28 protein-coding genes are annotated in these 26,909 nt (G+C 36.4%); 10 read left to right on the top strand and 18 right to left on the bottom strand.

Going from position 1 to position 26,909, the window contains the following annotated elements:
• Window positions 1–30: 30 nt before the first annotated feature.
• The 6 genes from GCQ56_RS14745 to GCQ56_RS14720 all read right to left on the bottom strand — a co-directional run bounded on the left by GCQ56_RS14745 (window position 31) and on the right by GCQ56_RS14720 (window position 3,384).
• Window positions 31–522, bottom strand: a complete 492-nt coding sequence (locus GCQ56_RS14745) for a hypothetical protein (protein ID WP_152735288.1) — start codon at window positions 520–522, stop codon at window positions 31–33.
• Between the two features lie 47 nt (window positions 523–569).
• A complete protein-coding gene (locus tag GCQ56_RS14740) occupies window positions 570–1,472 on the bottom strand; it encodes a hypothetical protein (RefSeq protein ID WP_152735286.1) in 903 nt (300 codons plus the stop codon).
• An 84-nt stretch (window positions 1,473–1,556) separates the two neighbouring features.
• A complete protein-coding gene (locus GCQ56_RS14735) occupies window positions 1,557–1,838 on the bottom strand; it encodes a DUF3634 family protein (RefSeq protein ID WP_152735284.1) in 282 nt (93 codons plus the stop codon).
• 28 nt (window positions 1,839–1,866) lie between these two features.
• Window positions 1,867–2,442 (bottom strand): hypothetical protein, encoded by a 576-nt coding sequence (locus GCQ56_RS14730; protein ID WP_152735282.1) that lies wholly within the window; start codon window positions 2,440–2,442, stop codon window positions 1,867–1,869.
• Entirely contained in the window at window positions 2,443–2,757 is a 315-nt protein-coding gene (locus tag GCQ56_RS14725) for a hypothetical protein (protein ID WP_152735280.1), read from the bottom strand.
• Window positions 2,758–2,847: 90 nt separating this feature from the next.
• Window positions 2,848–3,384, bottom strand: a complete 537-nt coding sequence (locus GCQ56_RS14720) for a DUF1697 domain-containing protein (RefSeq protein ID WP_152735278.1) — start codon at window positions 3,382–3,384, stop codon at window positions 2,848–2,850.
• Window positions 3,385–3,525: 141 nt separating this feature from the next.
• Between GCQ56_RS14720 and ppgK the strand changes: the two genes are divergently transcribed.
• Together ppgK and GCQ56_RS14710 are read left to right on the top strand one after the other, a co-directional pair.
• Window positions 3,526–4,266, top strand: a complete 741-nt coding sequence (gene ppgK, locus GCQ56_RS14715; protein WP_152735276.1) for a polyphosphate--glucose phosphotransferase — start codon at window positions 3,526–3,528, stop codon at window positions 4,264–4,266.
• Between the two features lie 50 nt (window positions 4,267–4,316).
• Complete coding sequence (locus GCQ56_RS14710; RefSeq protein WP_152735274.1) at window positions 4,317–4,946, top strand: NUDIX hydrolase; 630 nt, start codon at window positions 4,317–4,319, stop codon at window positions 4,944–4,946.
• Window positions 4,947–5,001: 55 nt separating this feature from the next.
• Here GCQ56_RS14710 and GCQ56_RS14705 read toward each other — a convergent pair whose 3' ends face one another.
• The 9 genes from GCQ56_RS14705 to GCQ56_RS14665 all read right to left on the bottom strand — a co-directional run bounded on the left by GCQ56_RS14705 (window position 5,002) and on the right by GCQ56_RS14665 (window position 14,318).
• Window positions 5,002–5,928, bottom strand: a complete 927-nt coding sequence (locus tag GCQ56_RS14705) for a CsgG/HfaB family protein (protein WP_152735272.1) — start codon at window positions 5,926–5,928, stop codon at window positions 5,002–5,004.
• A 612-nt stretch (window positions 5,929–6,540) separates the two neighbouring features.
• Complete coding sequence (locus GCQ56_RS14700; RefSeq protein WP_152735270.1) at window positions 6,541–7,524, bottom strand: chorismate synthase; 984 nt, start codon at window positions 7,522–7,524, stop codon at window positions 6,541–6,543.
• A gap of 34 nt (window positions 7,525–7,558) precedes the next feature.
• Complete coding sequence (locus tag GCQ56_RS14695; protein WP_152735268.1) at window positions 7,559–8,107, bottom strand: GNAT family N-acetyltransferase; 549 nt, start codon at window positions 8,105–8,107, stop codon at window positions 7,559–7,561.
• A gap of 17 nt (window positions 8,108–8,124) precedes the next feature.
• Window positions 8,125–8,544 (bottom strand): DUF523 domain-containing protein, encoded by a 420-nt coding sequence (locus GCQ56_RS14690; RefSeq protein WP_152735266.1) that lies wholly within the window; start codon window positions 8,542–8,544, stop codon window positions 8,125–8,127.
• Between the two features lie 12 nt (window positions 8,545–8,556).
• Complete coding sequence (aroA, locus tag GCQ56_RS14685) at window positions 8,557–9,834, bottom strand: 3-phosphoshikimate 1-carboxyvinyltransferase (protein WP_152735264.1); 1,278 nt, start codon at window positions 9,832–9,834, stop codon at window positions 8,557–8,559.
• Window positions 9,831–10,889 carry a 3-dehydroquinate synthase gene (gene aroB / locus GCQ56_RS14680; RefSeq protein WP_152735262.1) on the bottom strand — a complete coding sequence of 353 codons (1,059 nt, stop codon included), beginning with the start codon at window positions 10,887–10,889 and terminating at the stop codon, window positions 9,831–9,833. The genes aroA and aroB overlap by 4 nt, the downstream gene beginning before the upstream one ends.
• 79 nt (window positions 10,890–10,968) lie before the next feature.
• On the bottom strand, window positions 10,969–12,057 hold the full coding sequence (locus GCQ56_RS14675) for a bifunctional 3-deoxy-7-phosphoheptulonate synthase/chorismate mutase type II (RefSeq protein WP_152735259.1): 1,089 nt from the start codon (window positions 12,055–12,057) through the stop codon (window positions 10,969–10,971).
• A gap of 116 nt (window positions 12,058–12,173) precedes the next feature.
• Window positions 12,174–13,070, bottom strand: a complete 897-nt coding sequence (locus GCQ56_RS14670) for a prephenate dehydrogenase (protein ID WP_152735258.1) — start codon at window positions 13,068–13,070, stop codon at window positions 12,174–12,176.
• 93 nt (window positions 13,071–13,163) lie between these two features.
• A complete protein-coding gene (locus GCQ56_RS14665) occupies window positions 13,164–14,318 on the bottom strand; it encodes a pyridoxal phosphate-dependent aminotransferase (protein WP_152735256.1) in 1,155 nt (384 codons plus the stop codon).
• Between the two features lie 960 nt (window positions 14,319–15,278).
• Here GCQ56_RS14665 and GCQ56_RS14660 point away from each other — a divergent pair.
• From GCQ56_RS14660 to trpA, 6 genes are all read left to right on the top strand, one after another.
• Window positions 15,279–16,679, top strand: coding sequence for an anthranilate synthase component I family protein (locus tag GCQ56_RS14660; RefSeq protein ID WP_152735254.1), 1,401 nt, complete (start codon window positions 15,279–15,281; stop codon window positions 16,677–16,679).
• 3 nt (window positions 16,680–16,682) lie between these two features.
• Window positions 16,683–17,252, top strand: a complete 570-nt coding sequence (locus GCQ56_RS14655; RefSeq protein ID WP_152735252.1) for an aminodeoxychorismate/anthranilate synthase component II — start codon at window positions 16,683–16,685, stop codon at window positions 17,250–17,252.
• 77 nt (window positions 17,253–17,329) lie between these two features.
• Entirely contained in the window at window positions 17,330–18,316 is a 987-nt protein-coding gene (trpD, locus tag GCQ56_RS14650) for an anthranilate phosphoribosyltransferase (RefSeq protein WP_152735250.1), read from the top strand.
• Between the two features lie 7 nt (window positions 18,317–18,323).
• Window positions 18,324–19,118, top strand: a complete 795-nt coding sequence (gene trpC / locus GCQ56_RS14645; RefSeq protein ID WP_152735248.1) for an indole-3-glycerol phosphate synthase TrpC — start codon at window positions 18,324–18,326, stop codon at window positions 19,116–19,118.
• Window positions 19,084–20,991, top strand: a complete 1,908-nt coding sequence (locus GCQ56_RS14640) for a bifunctional phosphoribosylanthranilate isomerase/tryptophan synthase subunit beta (RefSeq protein WP_366139716.1) — start codon at window positions 19,084–19,086, stop codon at window positions 20,989–20,991. The genes trpC and GCQ56_RS14640 overlap by 35 nt, the downstream gene beginning before the upstream one ends.
• Window positions 20,992–21,046: 55 nt before the next feature.
• Window positions 21,047–21,796 carry a tryptophan synthase subunit alpha gene (gene trpA, locus GCQ56_RS14635; protein ID WP_152735245.1) on the top strand — a complete coding sequence of 250 codons (750 nt, stop codon included), beginning with the start codon at window positions 21,047–21,049 and terminating at the stop codon, window positions 21,794–21,796.
• Between the two features lie 88 nt (window positions 21,797–21,884).
• Here the strand turns inward: trpA and GCQ56_RS14630 are convergent, their stop codons facing one another.
• Both GCQ56_RS14630 and GCQ56_RS14625 read right to left on the bottom strand, forming a co-directional pair.
• Entirely contained in the window at window positions 21,885–22,664 is a 780-nt protein-coding gene (locus GCQ56_RS14630; protein WP_152735243.1) for an ABC transporter permease, read from the bottom strand.
• Between the two features lie 83 nt (window positions 22,665–22,747).
• Window positions 22,748–23,653, bottom strand: a complete 906-nt coding sequence (locus GCQ56_RS14625) for an ABC transporter ATP-binding protein (protein ID WP_152735242.1) — start codon at window positions 23,651–23,653, stop codon at window positions 22,748–22,750.
• A 232-nt stretch (window positions 23,654–23,885) separates the two neighbouring features.
• Between GCQ56_RS14625 and GCQ56_RS14620 the strand changes: the two genes are divergently transcribed.
• Window positions 23,886–24,929, top strand: a complete 1,044-nt coding sequence (locus GCQ56_RS14620; protein ID WP_152735240.1) for a sensor histidine kinase — start codon at window positions 23,886–23,888, stop codon at window positions 24,927–24,929.
• A 4-nt stretch (window positions 24,930–24,933) separates the two neighbouring features.
• The gene (locus GCQ56_RS14615) at window positions 24,934–25,644 is read left to right on the top strand and encodes a LytTR family DNA-binding domain-containing protein (RefSeq protein WP_152735239.1); all 711 of its coding nucleotides are present in this window, start codon (window positions 24,934–24,936) and stop codon (window positions 25,642–25,644) included.
• A gap of 610 nt (window positions 25,645–26,254) precedes the next feature.
• Here GCQ56_RS14615 and GCQ56_RS14610 read toward each other — a convergent pair.
• On the bottom strand, window positions 26,255–26,767 hold the full coding sequence (locus tag GCQ56_RS14610) for a hypothetical protein (protein WP_152735237.1): 513 nt from the start codon (window positions 26,765–26,767) through the stop codon (window positions 26,255–26,257).
• Between the last annotated feature and the right edge of the window lie 142 nt (window positions 26,768–26,909).

Here is a 26,909-nt window from a genome sequence, read left to right as displayed (position 1 = left end):
AAAGGGGATAATGCTGATTTTGAAATGTTTTTAATTTACTACTCGCTCAAGTATAATTTTATTGACCACTTTATCATCCTGTATCGCTGTTTGCTCAAGTATATCCGGAGTTTTGAATTCAAATTTAAATCTAAAAGGAGCATTATCCGGGTTGGTAATAATAATCTCACCTGTATTTTTAGATGTAAACCAGGTTGAGCAGATTTCTATGACAGAGGTAGATCTTTTAAGTTCTGCAATAATAAACTTGTCTGTTTTATTATCATATCCATAAAGTTGTGCAACCGACTCAATAATTTCACCATTGATAGTAATTTGGCTAGTAGATATAATCCCGTTTGCAAACTGTTTGTTCTCACATACAAATACGGAGTTGTCACCAAATTCGCCCTTCCAGCTTCCAATAAACTGTTTCATTAATTCAACTTGATCAAGTTTTGTCTCTGTAGTTTGCGCCTGTATTTTGTTCATGCCAATAAGAATTAATAAAATAATTAGTAAAGTTTTAAAAGATGCTTTCATTTTTCAAATGATTTATGATTTTGTTAGCAATTGTATCTATACCAAAATTAAAAAGGTAAAAATTTTCTTTTCACTCTATAATGCAAATTAAGTGCTTCAATAATCAGTTCAGGTTCAACAATTATATTTGTAATAACAAAGTTCCTTTCATTATTTTGCTCTATTGATAAATAACGAAAAGAGTGTACAAATCTTCTGGATGATCGGGTTTCGATCAATGAACAATCACAAATGTCAGCACGATTAAGCTTAATTCTTGTTCCATCTTTTTCATAAGTAATGGTTTTTAACTCACGATCTATAAGGATGGTGGTGTTCTCATTTTTAAGCCAATAACTAAAATAAAGTAGCAGTGATGGTAACCAATACATACTAAAGAACAAATATATTTTCCATGCAATATCAAAATCTCTTCCTTTTAAAAAGAAAGAAAAGATAAGGGTAGAGATAAGGCAGATAATTAGCCAGGTAAAATGTTTGAATTTCTTCTTTTCCTTATATTTATAGGTTTTCGCTTGATCATTATTGCTAATTTTCAGCTTCTTGCTTAAAGCGGCAAGTTGATCGGCATTTTCCTTTGGACGTAATGTTAAAAGGTTTTCTATTTTTCCTTTGCTAAAAAGTTCAATGATATTCTCAACAATTAATCCATCATTACTTGCATTGAATTCGTTTGAAATATAAAATTCTGATTCCTGCGATTCGTTTTCATATTTTAAGAAAAAACCTTCTTCACTCTCTGCCCAAATACTTAGAGATAGTCCACAATCACTCTTAAAAATAATTTTAGGAAAACAGGATGTCAATTTTCTATTTTTAGCTTCCTCAAACTGTTCAACAAAGGGAAAATTATAGAATGCATCAATCAATTCTTCTTCGTTCACTTTTCCTTTGTCTTCGAATTGATCTGCAAAGAAATTAACTTTTTGAATGCTATAGCTGATATTCATGTTTAATTGGTTTACAGGAGTTTGTTAAGTGTCGGGTGATATCGAAGGATTTCCTTATTTATATTTTACTCATTAAGTCGATTGTTAGGAATAAAAACTCCATAAGTTTCGAATTTTTTGTAGCTGAACTGGAGAGATATCACTAGAAGCTTTAATTACTTGTTTTCCGTATTGGCCTTTTACCCCATAAATAAATCCTGATTGAGCATTCTCGTACATAATAACATCCTGGCAATCTGAGATAAAATTTTTAGAAACTTTACCTGATTTAAGAGATGCTGTTCCCTTCTTTATTTCAATTACAAAGTTTGGGTTTTTGCTTAGGTTTATAAAAAATAGGCTTACGTATAAAAGCAGTTTGTTCATGTTTTTAGAGGTTTCGTTTGGTTGTAGATTATTGTATTTGTCTTTCTGCTTGTATTTTAGGAAAGAACAGTGATATTGCTAATACATCTATAAATTCTTGATCTTTCTGAAGTGAGCAGTCGTAAATCAGGTTGTTATTTTTATTTCGTACAAAAAATCTTGGATTTTCCATGTTCCAATCTGAGATAATATAGCCATTGTATTTTCTTATGAATTCTTCAATTTGTGTGCTGTCAGGATTATTAATCCTAATTTCACAATGCCTCCATCTAATATTGGTTAATCTATAATTCGACACCTTTTCTGTCGACCAATTTTCTATTACGGTATCTCCATCAGAAATAACTTTAACCGGCTCAGTTTCGATATCATATTCTTCATCGAACTGATAATAAATAAAGGTATCACCAATTCTTTTACCTAGTAAGGGGACATCTTCTGGAATAGTTTTGTACCCATTTTTAAGCAAACTTTTTTTTGTCATATTAAAGTTCACATCAAAAGGATGGGAGATGGGGTCTCTATCTTTAACAAAGGTCAGAATAAGAAAAGCACCAAGTCCTAAATTTGATAATACTAAGAGTATTGTGATGATCTTTCGCATCTATTTGTTTTTACTGTACATTTCTAGCAAATCAACCTTTTCTTTATCTTTTTGAATAGCCTCAGCCAATGACAATTCTATTTTATTGTTTTTAGCTGCAACTAAACCGAATGAGATGTTACGAATGTTTCTTCCCTCTAAATAACATTTGTTAAAATGCTCTCTGCTATAGGTAATATTTGCTTTGTTTAAAGTTACTATGGCTTGTATATAGCTATCAAAATTGTTCACACTTCGATTTGCTTTCCACAATTCACCTATTTTAATAGGGGTTTTAGTTACCTGGCAAATAAAAAAGGCATTTAAAATATTCATCCTTGAGATTTGAAAAAGAAATTAGGGTTTTAAATCTAACGATAAATATCTAACTATTGTACAGTATTAATAATAAAGTGTAGTGAGATTTTACTGTTCTGCCAGCTCCCAAAGCTTCATTACTGTTTTCCAGTTGCGTGTGGTGGCGCTTACTTTTAAATTTTTTTCGAAAAATTGATTGCTGATTTTGGTTTGATGGTATTTCCCGGGAATGTGCAGAAAAACATCATGATTTATGATTTGAAATTCGTCGGGTGAGAAGTCTTTGTCTTTAGCTACTTTAATCAGTTCTGCATTCGGTACTTCACTTAAAAAGGTCAGGTGTAAGCTGGCTGTATCACAATTCTCAGCATAAGGATTTGCTTTTATGGATTGTTCCCATTCGTCTTTGGTTCGTACAATTACAGGTACATCGAAGCCATACTTTTTTGATATTGCTTCCTGAATGCTCTTTGCCAATTCCTGATTTGAATGTTCCTGAGTTTCAAAAATTACATTGCCACTTTGTATGTAGCTAACACAGTTTTTAAAGCCCATTTCGGTATAGAGTGCCTTGAGGTCAGCCATCAGAATTTTTCGTTTGCCGCCAACATTAATGCCTCTTAGTAGAGAGATGTATCTTTTCATTTGCTTTTTTTTATGTGTAAGATAGGAAAATTGGTTCCAGATATTTATTTCATGCGTATAAGATTTTGATTCATTTCAGCTAACTCATAGAATTTTTATAATTTTAATGGCATTAAAGAAACCCCACTACAAAATTGAAGCATGGAAATACTAGGAATCGACATAGGAGGATCAGGAATAAAAGGAGCGATTGTTAATATTGAAACAGGCGAATTGATTAGCGAAAGACACCGAATACCAACGCCTCAACCATCCACTCCAGAAAATGTTACGGAAGTTATTCAACAATTGGTCAAGCATTTCAAGTGGAAAGGAGCCGTAGGATGTGGTTTTCCTACCATCATATCAAATGGTAAGGCAATGGCTCATGGTAACATGCATAAATCATGGCTTGGTGTTCAAATAGATGAATTGTTCAGTCAAAAAACCGGTCTTGATTTTACGGTGGTTAATGATGCAGATGCTGCAGGATTAGCAGAAATGAAATATGGTGTTGGCAAGGATAAGAAAGGATTGGTGGTGATGGTTACCATTGGTACAGGCTTAGGTTCTGGTGTGTTTTTTAATGGTCAACTATTGCCAAACTTTGAATTGGGACAACTCAATTATACCAACGGCGAAATTATTGAAAAATATGCTGCCGATTCGGTGCGTAAGAAAGAAGAGTTAAGCTTCCAGGTTTGGGGAAAAAGATTCAACGAATTTCTTCATCATGTGAATGTGATTTGTGCGCCTCAATGTTTTATTATTGGAGGTGGTGCAAGTAAGAAATTGGAAAAATTCGAAGCGGAAATTGATGTGGATGTTCCGGTTTTGGTTGCAGAATATCAAAATTTCGCCGGGATAATTGGCGCTACGGTGTCTGCAAATGGAATGCCGTAGGAACTTTACATGCAATGTCATTGTAAACATGATATAATTAAATAATAAAAATGACAAATACTACACCCGATCATTGGCTAACAATAGCCAAGAAGATTAACTCTATTGCCCAGGCAGGGCTTACTTTTACTAAGGATGAATTCGATAAGGAACGATACCTTGAATTGCAACAGTTAAGTATTGAAATCATAAATAATATCACCGATATTGATACCCAAAAACTCGATTTTGTTTTCAATAGAGATATTGGATATCAAACGCCAAAAGTAGGGGTGAGGGCAGTTGTTTTTCGTGAGGATAAAATCCTGATGGTGAAGGAAAGAATGGATGATAAATGGTGTTTACCTGGTGGCTATGCCGATACCGGAATGACGCCCAGCGAGATTGTTATGAATGAAGTGAAAGAAGAATCGGGTTACGATGTAAAGCCCATTAGAATTCTTGGCTTAATTGATTACAACAAGCATCAATCCAAACCTTTTCCTTTTGATTTGTATCAATTGTTCATGGAATGTGAAATTATTGGTGGAGAAGCTAAAATTGGAATTGAGACAAGCGATGTGGGCTTTTTCTCAATAGACAACTTACCCGAATTATCTGTAAGGCGAGTCACAAAGGAACAGATCATTAAGATGTTTGAACTGTATCGAAATAAGGAGTTGGAACCTATTTTTGATTAAGTACAAATACCTTTTGTAGGGACGTTGCATGCAACGTCCTTACGGTATATTATTTTTATTTTAATCTTACGAAATTCCCTTTAACGAAGCCAGATCCCTGAACAATACTGCATTTTGAGGCTTTACCATTACCAACTGTGGCATCGGTGATCTTAATTTCTCCAATTTTGGAATCAACACTACCCAATGATATGCCCGTGTCGGGATCGATTAAATCTTCACCTTTGCTGTAAACGGCAAAAACATCACCCACTTTTAAGCCATCAGCTTCTCCTGAGTTGATGAAAACAATGCCACCTTTTTCAGTAATCACTTTGGCTTGCCATGGAATATTATTGGCACTGTTATCGATCATGGAAACTACATCTTCAATGGCTTCACGGGCAGCTTTACCAACCAAAGATTCGTCGAAATCTTTCCTATCTTTAAAAGCCAGTTTGTTGGTACGCAGCTTGATTCCTTTTGCTGATTTTTTCTTGCGAACATTTTCTGCAGTGATAATTTCGCCTGTATCTGTATTTACCATTCTTACATCAACACCCACAACAGCCTGTTGATTGGAAACTCCTATTCCCAAGCCTTTTATGGCGCCTCCGGTTTCTCCTTTTTTGTATCCAAATTCCGACACAGAACCTATCACGGCAATTTCCACACCTAAAACTTGTCCAATTTTCGCAGCACTTTGTTGGGTTACTCTTCCGCTTTGTCCGAAATCCTGTTCGTTAAGGATTCTATCCAATTCGGCGCGTTCCATTACCCTGTAGTTGCCCGATTTTACCAAGGCAGTGGTCAACATATCGCTTACGCCTGCACCAACTCCTTTATTGTTCCACCATCTCCAGCTTTTATCCGTTTTATCTTCGAAAACAAAAACTGCTATTCTCTTTTTTACTTGTGGTTCTTGTGCTGATAATTTCATTGCCATAAATGAAAATAAGAGTATCAATCCGCACCACTTCCATAAATTTCCGTAATTCTTCATTTTAGGTTTAATTTTAGTTAATATTCTAAAAATCAACAGGTAAAAAGTAAGTTACGGAAAAATGAGGAGCTTGTAAAGAGGATTTGTGTTGATGTATTTCTTTTACCTACCCCTCAGCTAAAGCAGAGGGGATGAGAAAAAGATCTGCAGCAAATATCCTTTGTTCTGGGTTTTAACCCAGGATATAGAAAATGATTGAATTTAATCAGACAATGGGAGGGGTGTAATTCGTAAGCTAATAGAAAAATATCCTTCAATTTGTCGACACTTACCCACCTTAGGAAACAAGCTTAAAACACATATTAGTAGTTGATTTCAACAATCTCTCTTTAAAGTTGCTTAGCAACTAGATGATAATCTGTAAGTATTATCCTCTGCCTTGGGTTTTAACCCAAGGCTATAAAAGGAGTTTGTTTAGAAAAGGATGGAGATTTTTTATTATTATGTGTTTAGCTAAATCAGAGGAGATTGGAAAAAGATTTGCAAGAATCATCTTTTGGCCCGGGTTTTAACCTGGGGATAACATAGGGCTCCAAACAAGAAAAAAGAGACACCTAAAGGCATCTCTTTTCATTGATTGAAACATATAGGTCTAATATAACATGCAGTGACCTAATATCTTCTTGCTTGATCTAACAATTTTAAATCAGCCAAAGCAATGGCAGCAGCAGCTTCGATGATTACCGGAATACGCAATGCGATACAGGCGTCGTGTCGTCCTTCAATCAGTAGGCTTTCTACTTCACCTTTTGCAAAATTCATTGTGCTCTGTGGTTTACCTATCGATGAGGTTGGTTTGATTGCCACACGGAACACCAATTCGTTTCCGTTTGTGATTCCTCCATTGATACCACCCGCGTGATTGGTTTCGGTTTTACCGGATTCATCAATAAAATTATCGTTGTGTTCCGATCCTTTCATTTGTGCAGCAGCAAAGCCAGATCCAAATTCAATTCCTTTTGTTGCAGGAATGGCAAAAACCATATGTGAAATCATGGATTCTACCGAGTCGAAAAATGGTTCTCCATAGCCAATTGGTAAATTGTTTGCTTTACATTCCACGATTCCTCCAATAGAGTCATGCTCAAGCAATGCATCTTCTATGGCAGCATCAAAATCGGTTCTGCCACCAACTTCAGTTAGTTTCGCATCAATGGTAACATCACCTAATATTCTTTTAGCAACAACTCCTGCTGCAACGATTCCTAAGGTGATTCGTCCCGAAAAATGTCCACCGCCCGTATAATCATTATTCTTTCCAAACTTGTGTTGTGCTACAAAATCGGCATGACCAGGACGCGGACTATCTAATAAATTTCTGTAATCTTTTGATTTGGTATTCTTGTTACGAAACAAGATGATTAAAGGAGCTCCTGTAGTTTTTCCTTCAAAAGTTCCGCTTAATATGGCAGGTAAATCTTTTTCGATTCTTGGCGTCGTACCACGAGCACCAGCTTTTCTCCGGCTTAAATCCTGCATTAAATCTTCCTCTGTAAGTGATATTCCTGCAGGACAACCGTCGATAGTAATACCTACGCCTTTTCCGTGCGACTCACCAAATATGCTTAGTCTGAAAATTCTTCCGAAATTGTTCATGTAATATGATAGTTAATCGTTATGTGCCTTAAAATTAAGTTAATTTTTTTGTCATGATAACATTATCTATATAGTTACCATCATTTCTTTTAATAAATTTTTCTTGTCTGCCACTTTCTTCAAATCCGAATTTACGATACATATGCAATCCTGCAGTATTGGTTCCGAATACCTGAAGCCATAAAAGCTCCATTTCATTATTTCTTTCGTAACATTCAATCATTTTCTGAAAAAGGAGAGAACCAATGCCCTTATTTTGCCAGTCTTCATGTATTCCCATACCAATGTATCCGGTATGTTTAAGCATACTTCTTTTGCTGGATGTTACATCAATATTGCCGATAATTTCTCCATTAATTTCGGCAATAAGTAATAAACTGTTTTTATTGCAATTCAGTTCCTCAATCCAATGCTCAATTTCCGTATCAGACTTATCAAATTCATCTCTTGTAAATGGAATAGTTACCCCATTTATATAGGAGAGAATACAATTTCGTAACGAATTTGCATCTGATTTGACAGCTTCCCGGATTAGGATTTGTTTTCCGGATTTTGTTTTATGTAATGACGGCAGAATTTCCATAGAACCGTGATTTATTATTATTCTTTGAAATTAGTTTCATTTTTTATTTGAATTCCATTGCTTGCTAACAATTCTGCTGTCAAGCCATTTCCTGTTATCTTTTGTCCCGAAAATGTTCCATCGTAAATCATTCCATATCCACACGATGGACTGTTTGATTTTAAAATGGCAGTTTTGGTATCTAAAATTTTGGCTATTGCCAATACCTTTTCGGCTCCCACTTGAAAAGCTGCCGTAACATCGTCATTCAACTTGCTCACCACCTTACCTTTACAAATCTCGCACGAAACACGTGGAGTAGGCAATCCGCCTAATTCTTCCGGGCAAAGAGCAATTGCATTTCCGCTTAGAACGAGCTCTTTAATTTCAGGAATTAAATTGTCATTTCCATCGTAGCGGCAATTGATTCCCACCAGACATGCACTTACTATTATCATTTGTTTTGGAATTTAAACGAATTGACTTTTGAAATAGAACTCGGCTATTCCAGCTCCTAATTTTCTTAAATCTGAAAAGAAATCAGGATAAGATTTTGCGACACAATCGTGCTGACCAATCTCTACGGGATACTCCGACCCAACAGCGGCTACAGCTAATGCCATTGCAATTCGATGATCGTTATTGCTATTGGTTAAACCACCACGAACTCTTCCGCCAGGAATAATCATTTCGTCTCCTTCAATTCGAATTGGAACACCAATTTTCCCGAACTCTTTTTGCAATACAATTCCTCGGTTACTCTCCTTATGCTCCAAACGGTGAACACCCTTTATTCTGCTATCACCATTACAATGAACTGCCAGTGCAACCAGTGGAGGAAATAAATCCGGACAATGAGTAGCATCAAATTCAAAACTGTTTAAGCCTTTTTTCTGAACCGTTAAACTATCTTTCTCCCAGTGAATAGAAGCGCCACATTTCTTTAATGCATCAAGAATTGCTATGTCAGCCTGATAAGAATAGCGATTCAAATGATTCAAAGTAACTTTTCCTTTAAGGGCACCTGCTACAAGCAGTGGTGCAGCTGAACTCCAATCCGCTTCAATTGTGTATTCGTCCGCCTTGTATTCCTGATTGCCTTTAATTCGGAAGGTTTTGTATTCTTCATGTTCAATCTTAATGCCGAATTCTTTTAACAGATCAATGGTCATGTTGATGTAAGGAATGCTTTTGAGATTCTTAACTTCCAATATCGTATCTTCTTTTCTACAAGGAAGTGCCATCAGTAAACCAGTTAAAAACTGTGAACCTAATGATCCATCAATGATAGCAGTTGTTTCTTTGTATCCACCTTTTAAACTGAAGGGAAGTAATCCTTTACCAGGATTTTCGAACTCGATACCAAGACTCTCCAGCCCCTCTAAAATGTTGTGTACAGGTCGTTTTAATATGCTGCCTCTTCCTGTGATTTCAACTGGTTCAGGATTTAATGCCAGAATTGGGGAGAACATTCTCAAAGAAAGACCAGATTCTCCGACCATTACTTTCGAAGGTGAGGAAGATTGCTTATTATTTATTCTTATTGTATTATTTTCCTTGATGACCTCAGCACCCATCTTTTTAATGATTCCTGTTGCCGCATCAGCGTCTTCGCATTTGCAAGGATTGTGAATAATGGTAGTTCCCTTACTTAGAGCTGCTGCAGCCAAGGCTCTTTGCATCATGCTTTTGGAGCTGGGAGGAGTGAGGTTTCCGTTTATTTTTGAGGATTGAATTCGTACTCTCATGGTTTTGTGGTTATTGGCTTGTTTTTTTGATCGGCACAAAGGCGAATCACTTTGGTTTTTAGTTCTTCAATTGGAATGGTTTTTATACATGCCTCTCCAATTTGGTTCAGAAGGATAAAATCGATAGAGGAACGATTTTTCTTTTTGTCTTTAATCAGATATTCGTTAATAGTTTCTGCCGTAACTTCTGTAGTAACAGGCAATTCAAAACTTTCCAACATGTCTCGAATTTCTTTAGAGTCAGCTTCTGATAAATCACACATGCTCTCTGAAAGTTGAGTAGCCATTATCATTCCTACAGATATTGCTTCTCCGTGTGTTAAATCAGAGTTGTTCTCAATGGTATGACCAATGGTGTGACCGAAATTCAATTTCTTTCGTTCTCCTTTTTCAAAAGGATCACTTTCAACCACATTGGTTTTGATTGAAACTGCACGATAAATCAGATCTTCCATTAAATCAGCGTCCAAATTCAGTAGAGCTTCTCTGTTTGCCTTCAAAAACTGAAACAGATTTTCATCTTTGATAAAGGCATGCTTGATTACTTCTCCAAATCCGCTGCGAACCTCTCTTTTTGGAAGTGTCTGAAGTAGCATTGGATCACAAATCACAAATTTTGGCGGATTAAACACGCCAATCATGTTTTTCAATTTTCCGAAATTGATCCCATTCTTGCCTCCAACACTGGCATCCACTTGCGATAGCAGAGAACTTGATATAAACCCAAACTCTAATCCTCTCATAAAAATAGAAGCTACAAAACCAGTTACATCACTAACCAGTCCGCCACCCATTCCAAGCAAAAAACTGTTTCTATCGGCACCTTTGTCAAGCAATTTTTCTGCAATCATCTCTACAGATGACCATGTTTTAATGCCTTCTCCACAGCCCATTATAATGTAATCGAATTGATTGATGAAATCGGAGTAATGATGATAGATATTTTCATCACAAATCAAGAAACATTTTTTCTCTGGTAAATACTTTTTAATGTTTTGGAACGATTCACCAATTAAAATAGTACTGTTCTGATTTTCGATGTGTATGCTTTTCATTCTTAAGAGATTTAGATGTCAGATTATAGATATGAGATTGGAGAATTGATCTCGAATCCCATATCCATTGTTCCTGTTCTTATGCGTTCATTATATCTTCCTGCTGGTTGATTGATTCCTGGTGAATTGCTTTGAACAAGCTATTGATAAACTGTTCGCTGAATCCTTTCTTTTTTCCAATATCAAGGCTTTTTTCAAGAATATTTCCCCAACGTTTGTTTTGTAATACTGTAATGTTGTTTTCCTTTTTGTAATGTCCGATTGTTTTGGCAACCTGCATTCTGTTTTCCAACAATTCAAGTAATTTCTGATCGAAATCATCAATTAAGTGTCTCAATTCTCCCAATGTATTATTGATCACCTCATTGTCAGCTTCCGGATCACGAAGTACTAAGTTAGCTAAAAGTTCTTCAAGTGACTTAGGCGTTAACTGTTGTTTTGCATCACTCCATGCCTCTGTTGGATTGCAGTGTGATTCAATGATTAAACCTTCATAGTTCAAATCCATGGACTTTTGTGTCACCTCGTCTAAAAGACTTCTGTCGCCAGTAATATGACTAGGATCGCAGAACATTGGCAAATTAGGCAATCTACGTTTCATCTCGATAGGAATTTGCCACTGAGGATCGTTTCTGTACTTCAGTTTTTGGTAGGTTGAGAATCCACGGTGAATGGCAGCCAATTTGGTAATTCCAACAGCACTTAAACGTTCAATAGCACCAATCCAAAGTTCCAAATCCGGGTTGATCGGATTTTTTACTAAAACTGGAATATCTTTTCCTCTAAGTGCATCAGCAATTTCCTGAACAGCAAACGGATTAACGGTGGTTCTTGCTCCAATCCAAAGAATGTCAACACCAGCACCAAGTGCCAACTCTACATGCTTTGCATTGGCAACCTCAGTTGCAGTTAGCATTCCGGTCTCAGCCTTTACTTTTTGCAACCAGATTAGCCCTTGTGCTCCAATTCCTTCGAAACTGTTCGGACGAGTACGTGGTTTCCAGATACCAGCACGGAAAATTGGAATTCCAGCTGCTTTAATTCCTTTGGCAGTCTCCAAAACTTGCTCTTCTGTTTCAGCGCTACATGGTCCACCTATGATTAGAGGTCTGTCCACATTTTCGATTGGCCAGCTACTTAGATCTGCTATATTTAATTCTTTGCTCATGTTACAATCTTATTTACTCTTTGTCGAGTGATTAAAAATTTGGTTTATTTGGTTTTTATGTTTTTTCTTGAGTTTTGATACTTGAAGATTGGTTCTTATTGCTTTCTCCTTTTGATCTAAGCCCTTCTTATTTTTTTCGCGTTCTTTAGAGTTTCCAGTTCGTTTCTTTCTTTTTGATCCAAAACTCTTCTGATACCATTTGCTTCATTAATTAAATCATCAACCCCTTCGTGATCATCATTTTCAATCAAATCTTTAAACTGTTGAAGGCTATCAATATATTTCTGCAATACTTTACCTACATTTTTCTTGTTCTGATGAAAGATAGGAGTCCACATTTCAGCGGAACTCTTTGCCAAACGAACTGTTGAGTCGAAACCTCCACTTGCCAGTTCAAAAATGTGTTTGTCTTTCTTCTCTTTGTGCAGAACTGTTAAAGATAATGCAAAAGCACTAATGTGCGACAGGTGCGAAACATATGCTGTCTGTCTATCGTGGACTTCTGCATCCATATACACGCATCTCATGTTTAGTGTATGAAACATATCGGTTACAATATCTACTGCTTCTTTGTTCGAATCTTCAGGATTACAGATGATGGAACATTTCCCATCGAATAATCCTGAGTGAGCTGCCTGCGGTCCCGAGAATTCTGTTCCCGCCATAGGATGGGCTGGCACAAAATGCTTTCTTTTGGGATGATTGGCTATGGTTTTGATCAGCTGCTCTTTAGTAGAACCCAAGTCGGTTACAATTTGTTGATCAATTAGATCCATAACTTCAGGTAAGCTATGGATACAGGCATTTACAGGAACAGCTAATATCACCAAATGTGATGATGTAACGGCGGTTTTCAAATCCTGAATCTCATCAGCTAAACCCATTTTTTTTGCAGTATGAGCATGCATTGGGTTGTTGTCAACTCCAATCACCTTATCAGCGAATCCATTTTTCTTTAAATCAAGAGCAATCGATCCTCCTATCAAACCTAGTCCTATTACTGATACTATCATTGTTATTATTATTATTTATAGCGTCAAGTTCCATGCGTCAAGTTTCAAGAGCGAAAATATTTTGTTTTCTTGTTACTTGTAGCTTGAGGCTTGTTACATTCTTTTAATTCTTTCTATTGCTTCCTCAAGTACTGCTTCACTACTACAAAGTGAAACTCTGATATACTTTAATCCTTGCTCTCCAAAAATTCCTCCTGGTGTGATAAACACTTTAGCTTTGTTCAGAATGTCATCACTTAGCTCGTAACAATCTTTGTACTTTTCGGGAATGGCAGCCCAAACAAACATGCCACTCTGGTCTTCACTCGGTTTACAGTCTATTAAATCCATTAGCTTAAAAACCAATTCTCTTCTGCTTTTGTAAACCTTATTGATGCTTTCGTACCAAGATTTATCCTGATTTAAAGCTTTGATGGCTGCCTGTTGAACCGGATAAAACATGCCTGAGTCCATATTGGTTTTTACTTTCAATACAGGTTCCAGCATTTCAGCACTTCCACAAATCATTCCAACTCTCCAACCCGGCATATTGTGTGATTTGCTTAACGAATTAAGCTCTAGGCAACAATCTTTTGCTCCTTCAATGCTCATAATACTCATAGGTTCATCGTTCAGAATGAAACTGTAAGGATTGTCGTTTACAATTAAAATGTTGTGCTTTCTACCAAAGGCTACAATTCTTTCCAATAATTCTCTGCTAGCTCTCGCTCCGGTTGGCATGTGTGGATAATTGATCCACATCATTTTTACCTTACTCAGGTCTCTTTGTTCCAAAGCTTCCAGATCTGGTTGCCATTTTTGCTCTTCATTTAAAGAGTAAGTAACAATTTTACTACCCAACAAATTGGTCACAGACTTATAAGTCGGGTAGGATGGATCAGGAATTAATATTTCGTCGCCTTCGTTTAAATATGCCAATGAAGTGATCATGATACCTTCCTTCGAGCCCATTAATGGCAAAACTTCATTTGCTGGATTGATTTCCACATCGAAATACGTCTTGTACCATTTTGAAAAACCTTCACGTAAGGCTGGAATTCCCTGATAACTTTGATATCCGTGACTCTTTGGATGAACACATGCTTCTTTTAATGAGTTCCATGTATCTTCCGAAGGAGATAGATCCGGATCACCTATTCCCAGATTGAGAACTTTTACTTCCCCCTCGTTAAGGCGCGCTATTTCCTTCAGTTTAACTGAGAAATAGTACTCCTTAACTCCCTGGGTTCTGTTTGCGGGTTGAATCATTTTATTTTTTTGTTAAAAATTTTGGTTTCGGTTGTGGTTAATATCAAAAAAAAATCCTGCTCGTTATGGGCAGGATTTTTATACTTTTCTACTTGAGTTTAGGTATAAGGCATCCCGCCCGATTTGTGTAAAACCAGAAATAATAAAAATAAAATCGGTATGCGAATGCTGTACTGCTCATAGTGTTTTTTATATAAAAAAAAGGTCTTACCTGTTTGGCAAGACCTTTTGATTTATTTTGTTCGTTTCCTTACATATCAATTCTTGCCGTTATCTGTTTGGATAAAAGTAAAACCAGAAATAATAAAAGTTAGAAATGTATGTAGTTACTGTATTCATCGCTGTTTTGTGCGTTAATTCTGTTCCAAATGTATGAATTATTTCTTAACCAGCAAATTTCTTTTTTGATCTTAATGTAATGTTAACGTTTGAGAAGTTTTTATTTAGAATCTGAATTCTCAGTTGACATGGGGCTTAAGAGGGTGTTCGGAATATTTATAAAAAAATAATTAGAATAGGTGCTAATCTGAGATGGTAGGATGGTAAAAATGCTATTTTCAAAAATCACACCCCTCATTAGACCAGGTAATTTTTATTATCTTATACAGATATGAAACTTGTAAAATAATGAATTTACAAAAAAAAAATATTGTCTTGAATGTTCAGTAAAATCAATGGATTAAGCTAAGTTTAATTCAGATGAAATAGTAGGTTTTGCAAAATTGGGTTTGGAAATTGGAAAAATTATTCATTAGATTTGTAAAGACAAATACGGAAAATAATGTTCGGATTGAATAGCAAATATTGGTGGCACATCTGTAATCTCTCAAATAACATGAGCAGAAGTGTCCTCCGTATGTGCAAAATTTAGTTCGAAAATACATAAAGAACTAGCAAGCGGTCTACTGAAACTCAGTAGACCGCTTTTTTTATACCAAATTTTGAAAATAACCATTAGCCATGATAAAGTTTAAATACCTGAAAAAAGAGCTTCTTGCCGATGTCATCACACCGGTGAGTATGTATCTGAAATTAAGAGATCGCTTTCCTGGAGCGATTCTTTTGGAAAGTTCTGATTACCATAGTCCCGAAAATGCAAGTTCATTTATCGCTCTCGATCCAATTGCCAGCATTCAGTTGAAAGATGGAATACTTACTGAGGAAATCTTTGGTGATAAAACAAATATTGACGCAATAGGAAAAGGCAAACGATTTGTTTCGAACAGACTGAAAAACTTTGTGAATCAATTTGATTTGGAAGACAAGGAGAAAGTTTCGAAAGCCAATGCTCTTTTTGGCTATACTACCTATGATTCTGTTCCTTACTTTGAAGATTTAAAATTCAATACCGAGAAAAAACAGTCAGGTATTCCACAAATGCGTTATGCATTGTATCGCTTTATTATTGAGGTGAATCACTTCAACAATACCTTGAAGATTATTGAGTTGGTTACTAATGGGGAAGAGCCGCGTATTCGTGAAGTTTCTGATTTGTTGAGAAATAGAAACCTACCTGCTTTCACATTTGCTTTGGAAGGTGATGAGCAATCGAATATGGATGATCAATCGTATATGGAAATGGTAAGCAAGGGCAAACAGCATTGCAGAAGAGGTGATGTATTTCAAATTGTTTTATCTCGTCAGTTTTCACAGAACTATAAAGGTGATGATTTTAACTTGTATCGTGCTTTGCGATCAGTAAATCCATCGCCTTATTTGTTTTATTTCGATTATGGTTCTTACCGAATTATGGGTTCATCTCCTGAGGCTCAGATTGAAATCAAAAATCAGAAAGCCTACATTCATCCTATTGCCGGAACTTTTAAACGTACCGGCGACTCGGTAAAAGATGCTCAATTGGCTCAAGAATTATTGAATGATGAAAAAGAGCAAAGTGAGCACGTTATGTTGGTGGATTTGGCTCGAAATGATTTGAGTAGAGATGCTCAAAATATTAAAGTGGAGACCTTTAAAGAGGTACAGTATTTCTCGCATGTGATTCATCTGGTTTCTAAGGTGTCTGGAGAACTGCCAGCAGATTACAATCCATTCCAATTGATGGGAGACACTTTTCCTGCAGGAACCTTATCGGGAGCACCAAAATACCGCGCAATGGAGCTGATAGATAAATATGAACCAACAGCTCGAGGATTTTACGGTGGTTGTATAGGTGCCATGGGATTTAACGGTGAAGTGAACCAAGCCATCATGATCAGAAGTTTCATGAGCAAGGACAATACACTTTACTATCAGGCTGGGGCTGGTGTGGTTGAAAAATCGAACGAAGAGAGTGAGTTAAACGAAGTGAGTAACAAACTGGCTGCATTGCGCAAGGCAATGGAATTGGCACAAAACATTTAAGCTATGAGGATATTGGTATTAGACAATTACGATTCGTTTACCTACAATTTGGTGGAATATCTGCGTAAGCTTGGAGCTAAGGATATTGATGTGTATCGAAACCGTGAAATTGAATTGAGAGAAGTTGCTAAATATGACAAGATTTTGCTATCACCCGGACCTGGAATTCCTGATGAAGCTGGTGTGTTGAAAGATGTGATTCGTGAATACGCAGCTACGAAATCGATACTGGGTGTGTGTTTGGGAGAACAGGCAATAGCTGAGGTTTTTGGAGGAAGCATAGAGAATTTGAATCAGGTTTATCATGGAGTGAGTACCTCGGTGTACCGAACAGAATTGAATAAAGGAGTTTTGGAAGGAATTGAACCTGAATTTAAAGCAGGTAGATATCATTCCTGGAATGTAGTTGAAAAAGACTTGCCAGACTGTTTAGAGATTACTTGTCGTGATTCGGAAGGAGCAATTATGGGAATTCGGCACAAAGAATTGGATGTAGAAGGCGTTCAGTTTCATCCTGAATCGGTGTTAACCCCTGATGGAATGAAGATGATGGAGAATTGGATGAAAAAGTAAGCTTCAAGCTCCAAATCTCAAGCTTCAAGTTTTTAGTCTTATATCTCAAATCTCATATCTAAAAATCTAGAATTAAAATGAAAAATATATTACAACATCTATTCGAATACAAAACCTTAAAAAGAGAAGAAGCCAAAGAAGTGCTGATCCAAATTGCTCAGGGAGAATTTAACGAATTTCAAATCACATCTTTTCTAACCGTTTTCATGATGAGAAGTATCACGGTTGATGAACTAACAGGATTTAGAGAGGCTTTGCTCGAACTGTGTATTCCAGTAGATCTTTCGGAATACAATGGTGTGGATTTGTGTGGAACCGGAGGTGATGGAAAAAATACCTTTAATATTTCAACACTAGCATCATTTGTAGTTGCCGGAGCAGGAGAGATGGTGACTAAGCATGGTAACTATGGTGTTTCTTCATTCTGTGGATCATCAAACGTAATTGAACATTTGGGTTATCAATTCAAGAGCAAGGAAGAAGATTTAAAGCGTGATTTAGATAGGTCTGGGATTTGCTTTTTGCATGCACCATTGTTCAATCCTGCTATGAAGAATATTGCGCCCATTCGTCGCGATTTGGGCGTGAGAACCTTCTTTAATATGTTGGGACCACTAGTGAATCCATCAAATCCAAAGCATCAGATTGTTGGCGTATTTGATTTGGAGCTAGCCAGATTATACCAGTATCTTTTACAGAAGACCGATTCAAAGTATATGATTATTCACGGAATTGATGGTTACGATGAGGTTTCCCTGACCGATAAGGTAAAGTTGATTGGAAATGGAATTGAAGAGTTACTCGAGCCAGAGGATTTGGGGAAAAGAAGGTTGCAACCAGAGGAATTGTATGGTGGAGAAACAGTTGCAGAGGCGGCAAAAATCTTTACGGATATCCTGAAGGGGAATGGTAACGAAGCTCAGAATGCTGTGGTGACCAGAAATGCAGGATTAGCCATTCATTGTTTGCATCCCGAGATCAATCGCGAAGATGCTATGGGTAGAGCTGTTGAATCCTTGGATTCGGGAAGTGCCTACCAGGTTTTAAAGAATTTGACAAATTAGGAGAGTGATGAGTAGTAAGCCAAATATATTAGATCGAATTGTGCAGCGTAAGCTGGCTGAAGTGGCAGTGGAGAAGATGGAAAATCCTATTTTTCAGTTGATGACGGAGCCAAACTTCAAACGCAAATGCTATTCTGCAAAGAAATCGATTACTCAAAAAGGAGCATCAGGTGTGATAGCCGAATTCAAGCGTCAATCGCCATCAAAGGGTGTGATTAATGGACTTTCGAAACCAAAGGATGTGGTAGAGAAATACCAGGCAGCTGGTGCATCAATGGTTTCAGTATTGACCGATGAGAGTTTCTTCGGTGCTAAACCTCAGGATTTCAGCGCTGCAAGAAATGAATTGAACATTCCATTGCTGAGAAAAGAGTTCATAGTAGATCCTTATCAGATCTATCAATCAAAAGCTATGGGTGCCGATGTGATTTTGTTAATTGCTGCCATTTTAAGTCCGCAACGATGTAAGGATTTTGCTTTTATAGCTAAAGAATTGGGCATGGAAGTTCTCTTGGAATTACATGATGAATCGGAGTTGGAGCATGTCAATAAGTTTGTCGATTTGGTTGGAATCAACAATCGAAATTTAAAGGATTTTACCGTAGATACTGAAAAATCGATTCAGTTGGCAGCAAAATTACCCGAAGATATGATTCGAGTAGCAGAAAGTGGATTGAGCAGTGCCAAAATCGTAAAAGAAATGAGAAATAAAGGTTTCCATGCATTTTTAATGGGCGAACATTTTATGAAACAGGAATCACCTGGTGATGCCTGCACCGAATTCATCAAACAAATTTCGTAGGGACATGCCACGGCGTGTCCTCAAAAATAGGACATGTCGTGTCCATATAAAATCAAAAGCAATGAAAATTAAAGTTTGTGGTTTAAAATACAAGAAGAACATTCAGGAGTTGTCGCAATTGCCAATCGATTATGCAGGCTTTATATTTTATCCGAAATCACCGAGATATGTTGGCACTGAATTCAATACAGAGAGTGCAAGTGCATTGCCAAAGTCCGTTCATAAAGTTGGGGTGTTTGTGAATACGGAATTGGATGAATTGCTACAAATAGGAGAGCAGTATCAGCTGGATGCCATACAACTACACGGTAATGAAACCCCTAAATTTTGTAAGCAAGTAAAAAGTGCAGGTTTTGAGGTGATTAAAGCATTTCAGGTGGATGAGAACTTTCAGTTTGAGAACTTGAAAACATATGAAGAGGGCTGCAATTATTTCTTGTTTGATACTAAGACAAAAAATTACGGAGGTAGTGGGCGAAAATTCAATTGGAATATTTTAAAGAATTACAAAGGGAAGACCCAATTTTTCCTGAGTGGTGGAATCGGTGCACAGGACAATGAACGAATCAATAAATTCACTCACGATAAGTTATATGCCTTAGATGTGAACTCAGGTTTTGAAATTCAACCAGCAGTGAAGAATGCCGAGCAGCTAGAGAAATTCGTAGAGAAAATAGAAAATATTAAGATGAGTAAAACAAAATATGCGGTTGACGAGAGAGGATATTACGGAGAGTTTGGTGGAGCTTACATTCCCGAATTGTTGAGAGCCAATGTTGATGAATTACAAGAGAATTACCTGAAGATTTTAAACTCGGAGCAGTTTAAAAAGGACTACAGTCGACTGCTTGATAATTATGTGGGACGACCAACTCCATTGACTAAAGCAGGGAACTTGTCAAAACGATATGGAACAAATATCTACCTGAAGCGAGAAGATTTAACCCATACCGGGGCACATAAAATCAACAATACCATTGGGCAAATCTTGCTGGCTAAATACATGGGTAAGAAACGTATTATTGCGGAAACAGGTGCAGGACAGCACGGTGTTGCAACCGCTACGGTTTGTGCCCTCTTTAACCTGGAATGCATTGTCTATATGGGTGCTTTAGATGTGGAACGTCAGGCACCAAATGTGGCTCGCATGAAAATGCTGGGTGCGAAGGTAGTTCCTGCAATTTCGGGCAATCAAACCCTGAAAGATGCTACTAACGAAGCCATTCGTGACTGGATTGCCAATCCGGAATCCTTTTACCTGATTGGTTCCGTGGTGGGTCCGCATCCATATCCTGATTTGGTAACTCGTTTGCAATCCATTATATCCGAAGAAATTCGCGAGCAATTGGAAAAAGAGAATGGTAATCCGAATCCCAACTATATGATTGCCTGCGTAGGCGGTGGAAGCAATGCTGCCGGGGCATTTTATCATTATCTGGATGAGAAAGATGTGAAGCTGGTTGCTGTTGAGGCTTCAGGAATGGGAGTGGAGAGTGGTGAAACTGCTGCTACCATTACCATTGGCGATGTGGGCTTTATTCATGGCAGTAAAACTATGCTGATGCAGGATGACGACGGACAAATTACCGAACCTTACTCCATTTCTGCAGGTCTGGATTATCCGGGAGTAGGTCCTTTACATGCTCATTTGGCGGTATCAGGAAGAGCAGAATTTCTATCGGCAACCGACAAGGAAGCACTGGATGCTGCAAAAGTATTGGCTGAAACGGAAGGGATTATCCCCGCATTGGAATCGGCGCATGCCCTCGCTGTTCTTGAAAAAATGGAATTCAAATCCGATGATGTCGTTGTGCTTAACTTATCTGGGCGAGGCGATAAGGATATGGAAACCTACATGAAACATTTTTCTTAATTGCAAATTGGATTTTGTACAGACGCACGGCAGTGCGTCTCTAACAAATATAACTATGAACAGAATTGATCAACTATTTCAAAATAAAAAAAGGGATATTCTCTCCATTTATTATCCTGCAGGATATCCGAATCTTAATGATACAGTACCGAACCTTCAACTTTTGCAAGATAAAGGAGTGGATTTGGTGGAAATTGGTATTCCTTTTTCCGATCCTTTGGCCGATGGACCAGTGATACAAATGGCTGCCAAACAAGCTCTGGACAAGGGTATGAATCTTCAGCTTTTGTTTAAGCAGTTACTGGATGCTAGAAAATCTGTTACAATGCCTCTTATACTCATGGGCTACTGGAATACCGTGTTCAAGTTTGGGGTAAATGCCTTTTTGGAACAATGTCAAAAGGTGGGAATTGATGGGGTAATTTTACCTGATTTGCCATTGGAGGAATATGAGGAGAATTACAAAACTAAATTTGAGGATGTAGGTGTACACAACATTTTGTTGGTTACGCCACAAACTACCGACAAACGTTTGGCGAAAATAGAGAAAGCTGCATCTGGGTTTTTGTATATGGTATCAACAGCTGCAACAACAGGTGGTGCATTGCAAGCTAGCAAAGAGCGAGAATCCTATTTTCAGAAAGTATCTCAGCTAGATATACCTTCTCTAATTGGCTTTGGTATACACGATAAAGCCAGTTTTCAGCATGCTTCACGCTTTGCCAATGGTGCGATTATCGGCACTGCTTTTATAAAAGCATTGGAGCAGGGGAATGCTGCGGACTTTATTGATGCATTGTTTTAAGAAATGAAGAAAGCCACCGAGAGGTGGCTTTTGTTAATAAGTTTATATTGAGCAATTGTTTATTCGGATAGTGGAAACACTTCTACGTTTAGCTAAATCTCTTTTTAAATGTTAGTTCCAAATAACCAATTAATAAAAACAGAGAACCGTAGGCAACACTTAAATAGGAGACTTTGTTCATCAAGGTAAATGTTTCGGTTTGTAATGCTTTCGATGCAAATAGAAGATGAGTGAAGGGCACGTAAGTAGCATGTTCCCATCTGAATAAAATGGCACCCGCTACAAAACCAACTATACCCAAAGCAAGAGGTAAAACCATATTTTTCCAACGATAGGATGCCCAAAATTGAATGCCAACCCAAGCGATTGATGTTATGCCACTCATTAGTAAAACATTGATTAAGGTGGATAAAACCTCAGGTTTATAGATGAACATCTCAGGGTAAATAAAAGTTAGAATACTGGCAAACAGATAGTAAAATATACCGAATGAGATCAGGCTAAGCAGAACTATTGAAGAAGTCATTAGTACTTTACTCAGATAGATAGCTCCTCGATGCAGAGGAAGAGTATAAATTTGTTTCCAGGCATTGGCATCATATTCAATTCTACTTATTAACGAGGTAATTAGAACAATAAACAGAGGAAAAAAAAGAGCCAAACCCGTTTTTGTAAGTTGATTGAGCATTACAATCCAACCATTGTCGGCATCGCCTATTATTTGATTGGCTTTAAAGAGTAAGATGGTGAAAAATAATGCAACCAAAAATAGGGGTGCGCCAAGTGCAATAAATAAAACTTTTGAATTTTTAAACTTTAATAAATCGGCTCTGTAACTTCTGCTTATATCTAATAATATATTTTTCATGTGATTTTATATTTACTTGTCTTAGCGATTGTATTCAGACAGGATTTGTATTTGATTTGGTTGTTTATAATGTTATTGCTTATCTATTTCTGACCAATAATATCCATGAAGACTTCTTCGAGGTTGTCGCGATGGTGAGTTAATTGATACAGATCAATGCCAGATTCAATCACAGCCTTACTAATTTTACTGGCATTACTGTCGGAATTGGGACTGATACGTAATGTATCATCCTGAGTTAGAAATACGGTATATCCAAAATCAACAAGTGTTTTAAGCGTTTTCTTATTATTCGACGTTCGAATAATAAGGTTCGATTCACTTTGATGTTGGAGCTGATCAATAGAGCCTTGGAATGCAATTTGTTTGTTGTGAATCACGGCGATATGAGTGACCGTTTTTTCCAATTCCGATAGCAAGTGTGAGGATACAAAAATGGTTTTACCATGTTCCTTGCAAAGGCGTTGCATTAGCATTCTCATATCATGAATTCCCGAAGGATCGAGACCATTGGTTGGCTCATCTAAAATCAACAGGTCTGGATCGTTAAGCAAAACCATTGCGATGCTTAAACGCTGACGCATTCCTAAGGAATATTCTTTTACTCTACGATTTTTATCAGCAAGTAAATCAGTAATGGTCAACACTTCATCTATTCTTGAATAGGGTAATCCCAAATACCTGCAAGTCACCTTTAAATTGTCGTAGCCCGATAAATGTTGGTAAACCGATGGCTCTTCGATTAGAGCACCAATACGTGATAGAATATTGATTCTATCTGAGGTGATATCTTTTCCAAATATGGACACTTTACCTTGCGATACTTTTAACAGACTAAGCAGAATCCGTATAGTCGTTGTTTTACCAGCTCCGTTTGCACCAATAAAACCATAAATACTATTTTTAGGTACTTGTATAGATACATTGTTCAGTACTTCTTTGTTTTTATAGCTATAGCTAAGTTCTTTGGTTTCTATTAAATATTCCATTGAAGATGATTTGTTGGTTATTTTTTATGCAAGTATATCATGTTGATAAACCATCTGAAAAAATGATATACCAAGGGTCATAATTTATCGACAAAATAGGTGTTGCCAGTTGGTAGATTAAAAAAGGGAGTTGGTAGATTTGATCTGATCATATCATGATAATATGATAGCAAATGTTAGCTTTGTTACTGGTAAACAGAAATATTTAATAAAACAGTAGTAGGCTAGAAGAATGAATATCATTAAACGGAATAAGAATGAAATATTGGTCCATATTATTGTGTGGATAGCTATTTTAATGGTGATGATAGTACCTTACCTCTTACTTGATGAGAATAGAAGCATTACCTACTATTGGGATGTGAAAAAGATCATAAGCTTTAGCTTTACTTTATTCCAGATCTACTTCTATTATATTTTTATTATGAATGTCGCTTTGCGAAAGCGAAGTTTTAAACTCTTTGTAGTTTATTCCAGTTTGGCATTAGTCACATTAATGATTATTAAAGTTCCTATTGCCTATTTATTCGAATATCTTTTTAATGATTCCATTATACTATTTAAGAACATTAGCGAGATAAAGTTTTCAGATTTTGCACTCTTAACATTTTTTAAAACAGGTTTGTTCGCTTTTATCGGTGTGATTACCCGCTTTATTGTAGAATGGTTCCGAAGTGAGAAACAGAAAGATGCACTAAAACATCAGAATTTTGTAAGTGAAATGGCACTGCTGCGACAGCAAATTAATCCTCATTTTTTATTTAACACACTCAATAACATCTACTCATTGGCTTATAAAAAGTCAGATAATACGGCTGATTCTATTCTTAAATTATCGGGAATTATGCGATATATGCTCTATGAAAGCAATACCGATTTTGTAGATTGCAAAGATGAGATCAATTACCTGAACAGTTATATTGAACTTGAATTGCTCAGAATGGTTAACAAAGACCTGATTAATTATAAGGTAAGTGGCGACTACGACAGTTTAAAAATTGCACCCATGCTATTTGTGCCATTTGTCGAAAATGCTTTTAAGCATTCAGCCAGTCAACAACCTATCGATATTGATATTAACTTCACTTCAGAAACTATCAGTTTAAAGGTTAGCAATAAGTTATCCGAAAAGTACAAATCGGTTGATTCATGTGGGGGTATAGGTTTAAACAATGTTCAACGCCGACTCGATTTAATTTACCCTGATAAGCACAAATTAAACATCGAAAAAAGCGATACCGATTACAGTGTGGAGTTAAAAATTGAAAATGTTTGATAATATGAACAAAATAAGAGCAATAGCAATTGATGATGAACCTCTTGCACTGGATATTATTAAGGATTATTCCGATAAGATTGAATCTTTAGAACTCGAACAAACTTTTGAAACAGCTATTGAAGCTCTTAAGTATATGAAAGACAATTGTGTTGATCTGATTATTACAGATATTCAAATGCCAGATTTAAATGGAATAGATTTTCTGAAAATTCTCAACAAGGAACCCTTTGTTATTTTTACAACAGCTTACGATAAATATGCCATTCAGGGATACGAATTTAAAACCATGGATTACCTGCTTAAACCATTCGGTTTCGATCAGTTTTACAAGGCCATAAACAAAATTTTAGAAATGTATCAGGATAGACATGTAATAGCAGAACATCCTGTAAAGGAGAGTGCCAATAATTTCTTCTTTGTAAAATCGGAGCATAAAATTGTGAAGATTAAGACCGATTCGGTGCTATATATTGAAGGGTTAAAAGATTATCTTAAAATTGTAACAAAAGAGGGGCACATTTTAACACTAATGAGTTTTAGGAATATATTAGAATTACTGCCTCAAAAACAGTTTTTTCGCGTTCACCGATCTTTTATTGTGAGCATGAATAGCATAGATTGTATCGAGAAAAACAGAATTAGAATTGATGACAAATACATCCCAATAGGTGATACCTATAAAGAAGAGTTCTTTCAACAAATTCATGTGTAAATCACTTTATAAAAGTACTAGAGCAGGGGAATACTGCCGATTATTTGGATCGATTTAGATAAGAAAAGATGGAAGTTATTCAAGCTTGCAGTTTTTTCAATATTAGTTTAAACATGTCTAGCATCTTCAAAATGTTTGACATGTGATACCGCAAATTCCGTCTCCCTAGTGCATTACCTTTGCTTTATTTGAAATTTGTATTCATTGTCGAAACAAGAATAAAATGGATTCTTATTCTGTTTTGCAAAGGGTACCAGCTTTTTCACTATTTCTTCTTGTTCCATAATTGTTATTTCTTTGTAAGGCATAGCAATTTGTTTTTAACCCAAATTACAACCTAAAAAGTGTAAACTATGTGCCTTTAACTTTGTAAACTATGTCCCTTTACCATACCAAGCTTGCTTGTAACGGATGGCGCTATGTAACGTAGGCGCCTTAGTTGATTTATGTTTTAAATTTTATAAAAAGGCAAGGTAGCTATTTTAGGATTACATTTAACTATAACTATTCTAAAATTGCTACCTTGCCGTTGATCATTAAAAGCACAAAACCTTCGCAAACCCGCTGCCCGCCTATGGTATATAGCGTATGTTACCTACTGGCTTTTCAACTACCAATGTCCACCACTACTATTAATCCAAAAATAAATTAAAAACATCACAACGTTTGTAATTGTATTGGCAATCAAAAATGCTTTTGTAAATTTTTGTGTTTTCTCTTTATTTTTTAGCGCCCAATAAGAGAAAGGATATTCAATAATGAGAGTTGCAAAGTATGAAATTATCATTCCTGCAACGAAACCATTAAGATCATAATGACCGTAATAAGTCTGTCCACCCCAAAAATCATTATTACCGAAGGCTTTTGAAAAATATGGCGCTATATAATAAAGCCCAATGATCATTGATACATAATTGCCCACGATTATTTTCCAATCTTTATTTTCAAATCCAAACTTCTTAATAATAGCACTTTCAATAATTCCAATAAAAGCATTCAATATTAATATATGGAGAAGACCAAACCACATCATCGGTGAGCCTGCATTGGCAAATACAACGGATGGGATTAGGAACAGTAAGAGTGTAAATCCAAGAATTTTATTTTGCTTAAGTTTTGTCATTTAAAGCTTGTAGGTAACGGCAGTTTGTCTAAAAACTGATTAAACTGCTCAATTAAGCTTTAAATATAGCAGTTTTAAGGATACATAAAAATTGAAAATCCTTTTAATTTGAAATAGAATTGAGGTTCTTATTTGAGCCAAA

Origin of the sequence: Marinifilum sp. N1E240 (genome assembly GCF_009295825.1) — a bacterium.
GTDB lineage: Bacteria > Bacteroidota > Bacteroidia > Bacteroidales > Marinifilaceae > Marinifilum_A > Marinifilum_A sediminis.
This window is presented reverse-complemented; position numbering and strand designations above follow the sequence as displayed.

Bases quoted from the DNA above. Each gene is read 5' to 3' on its own strand.
- GCQ56_RS14745 (WP_152735288.1), bottom strand. From the start codon at position 522: ATGAAAGCATCTTTTAAAACTTTACTAATTATTTTATTAATTCTTATT.
- GCQ56_RS14740 (WP_152735286.1), bottom strand. From the start codon at position 1,472: ATGAATATCAGCTATAGCATTCAAAAAGTTAATTTCTTTGCAGATCAA.
- GCQ56_RS14735 (WP_152735284.1), bottom strand. From the start codon at position 1,838: ATGAACAAACTGCTTTTATACGTAAGCCTATTTTTTATAAACCTAAGC.
- GCQ56_RS14730 (WP_152735282.1), bottom strand. From the start codon at position 2,442: ATGCGAAAGATCATCACAATACTCTTAGTATTATCAAATTTAGGACTT.
- GCQ56_RS14725 (WP_152735280.1), bottom strand. From the start codon at position 2,757: ATGAATATTTTAAATGCCTTTTTTATTTGCCAGGTAACTAAAACCCCT.
- GCQ56_RS14720 (WP_152735278.1), bottom strand. From the start codon at position 3,384: ATGAAAAGATACATCTCTCTACTAAGAGGCATTAATGTTGGCGGCAAA.
- ppgK (WP_152735276.1), top strand. From the start codon at position 3,526: ATGGAAATACTAGGAATCGACATAGGAGGATCAGGAATAAAAGGAGCG.
- GCQ56_RS14710 (WP_152735274.1), top strand. From the start codon at position 4,317: ATGACAAATACTACACCCGATCATTGGCTAACAATAGCCAAGAAGATT.
- GCQ56_RS14705 (WP_152735272.1), bottom strand. From the start codon at position 5,928: ATGAAGAATTACGGAAATTTATGGAAGTGGTGCGGATTGATACTCTTA.
- GCQ56_RS14700 (WP_152735270.1), bottom strand. From the start codon at position 7,524: ATGAACAATTTCGGAAGAATTTTCAGACTAAGCATATTTGGTGAGTCG.
- GCQ56_RS14695 (WP_152735268.1), bottom strand. From the start codon at position 8,107: ATGGAAATTCTGCCGTCATTACATAAAACAAAATCCGGAAAACAAATC.
- GCQ56_RS14690 (WP_152735266.1), bottom strand. From the start codon at position 8,544: ATGATAATAGTAAGTGCATGTCTGGTGGGAATCAATTGCCGCTACGAT.
- aroA (WP_152735264.1), bottom strand. From the start codon at position 9,834: ATGAGAGTACGAATTCAATCCTCAAAAATAAACGGAAACCTCACTCCT.
- aroB (WP_152735262.1), bottom strand. From the start codon at position 10,889: ATGAAAAGCATACACATCGAAAATCAGAACAGTACTATTTTAATTGGT.
- GCQ56_RS14675 (WP_152735259.1), bottom strand. From the start codon at position 12,057: ATGAGCAAAGAATTAAATATAGCAGATCTAAGTAGCTGGCCAATCGAA.
- GCQ56_RS14670 (WP_152735258.1), bottom strand. From the start codon at position 13,070: ATGATAGTATCAGTAATAGGACTAGGTTTGATAGGAGGATCGATTGCT.
- GCQ56_RS14665 (WP_152735256.1), bottom strand. From the start codon at position 14,318: ATGATTCAACCCGCAAACAGAACCCAGGGAGTTAAGGAGTACTATTTC.
- GCQ56_RS14660 (WP_152735254.1), top strand. From the start codon at position 15,279: ATGATAAAGTTTAAATACCTGAAAAAAGAGCTTCTTGCCGATGTCATC.
- GCQ56_RS14655 (WP_152735252.1), top strand. From the start codon at position 16,683: ATGAGGATATTGGTATTAGACAATTACGATTCGTTTACCTACAATTTG.
- trpD (WP_152735250.1), top strand. From the start codon at position 17,330: ATGAAAAATATATTACAACATCTATTCGAATACAAAACCTTAAAAAGA.
- trpC (WP_152735248.1), top strand. From the start codon at position 18,324: ATGAGTAGTAAGCCAAATATATTAGATCGAATTGTGCAGCGTAAGCTG.
- GCQ56_RS14640 (WP_366139716.1), top strand. From the start codon at position 19,084: ATGCCTGCACCGAATTCATCAAACAAATTTCGTAGGGACATGCCACGG.
- trpA (WP_152735245.1), top strand. From the start codon at position 21,047: ATGAACAGAATTGATCAACTATTTCAAAATAAAAAAAGGGATATTCTC.
- GCQ56_RS14630 (WP_152735243.1), bottom strand. From the start codon at position 22,664: ATGAAAAATATATTATTAGATATAAGCAGAAGTTACAGAGCCGATTTA.
- GCQ56_RS14625 (WP_152735242.1), bottom strand. From the start codon at position 23,653: ATGGAATATTTAATAGAAACCAAAGAACTTAGCTATAGCTATAAAAAC.
- GCQ56_RS14620 (WP_152735240.1), top strand. From the start codon at position 23,886: ATGAATATCATTAAACGGAATAAGAATGAAATATTGGTCCATATTATT.
- GCQ56_RS14615 (WP_152735239.1), top strand. From the start codon at position 24,934: ATGAACAAAATAAGAGCAATAGCAATTGATGATGAACCTCTTGCACTG.
- GCQ56_RS14610 (WP_152735237.1), bottom strand. From the start codon at position 26,767: ATGACAAAACTTAAGCAAAATAAAATTCTTGGATTTACACTCTTACTG.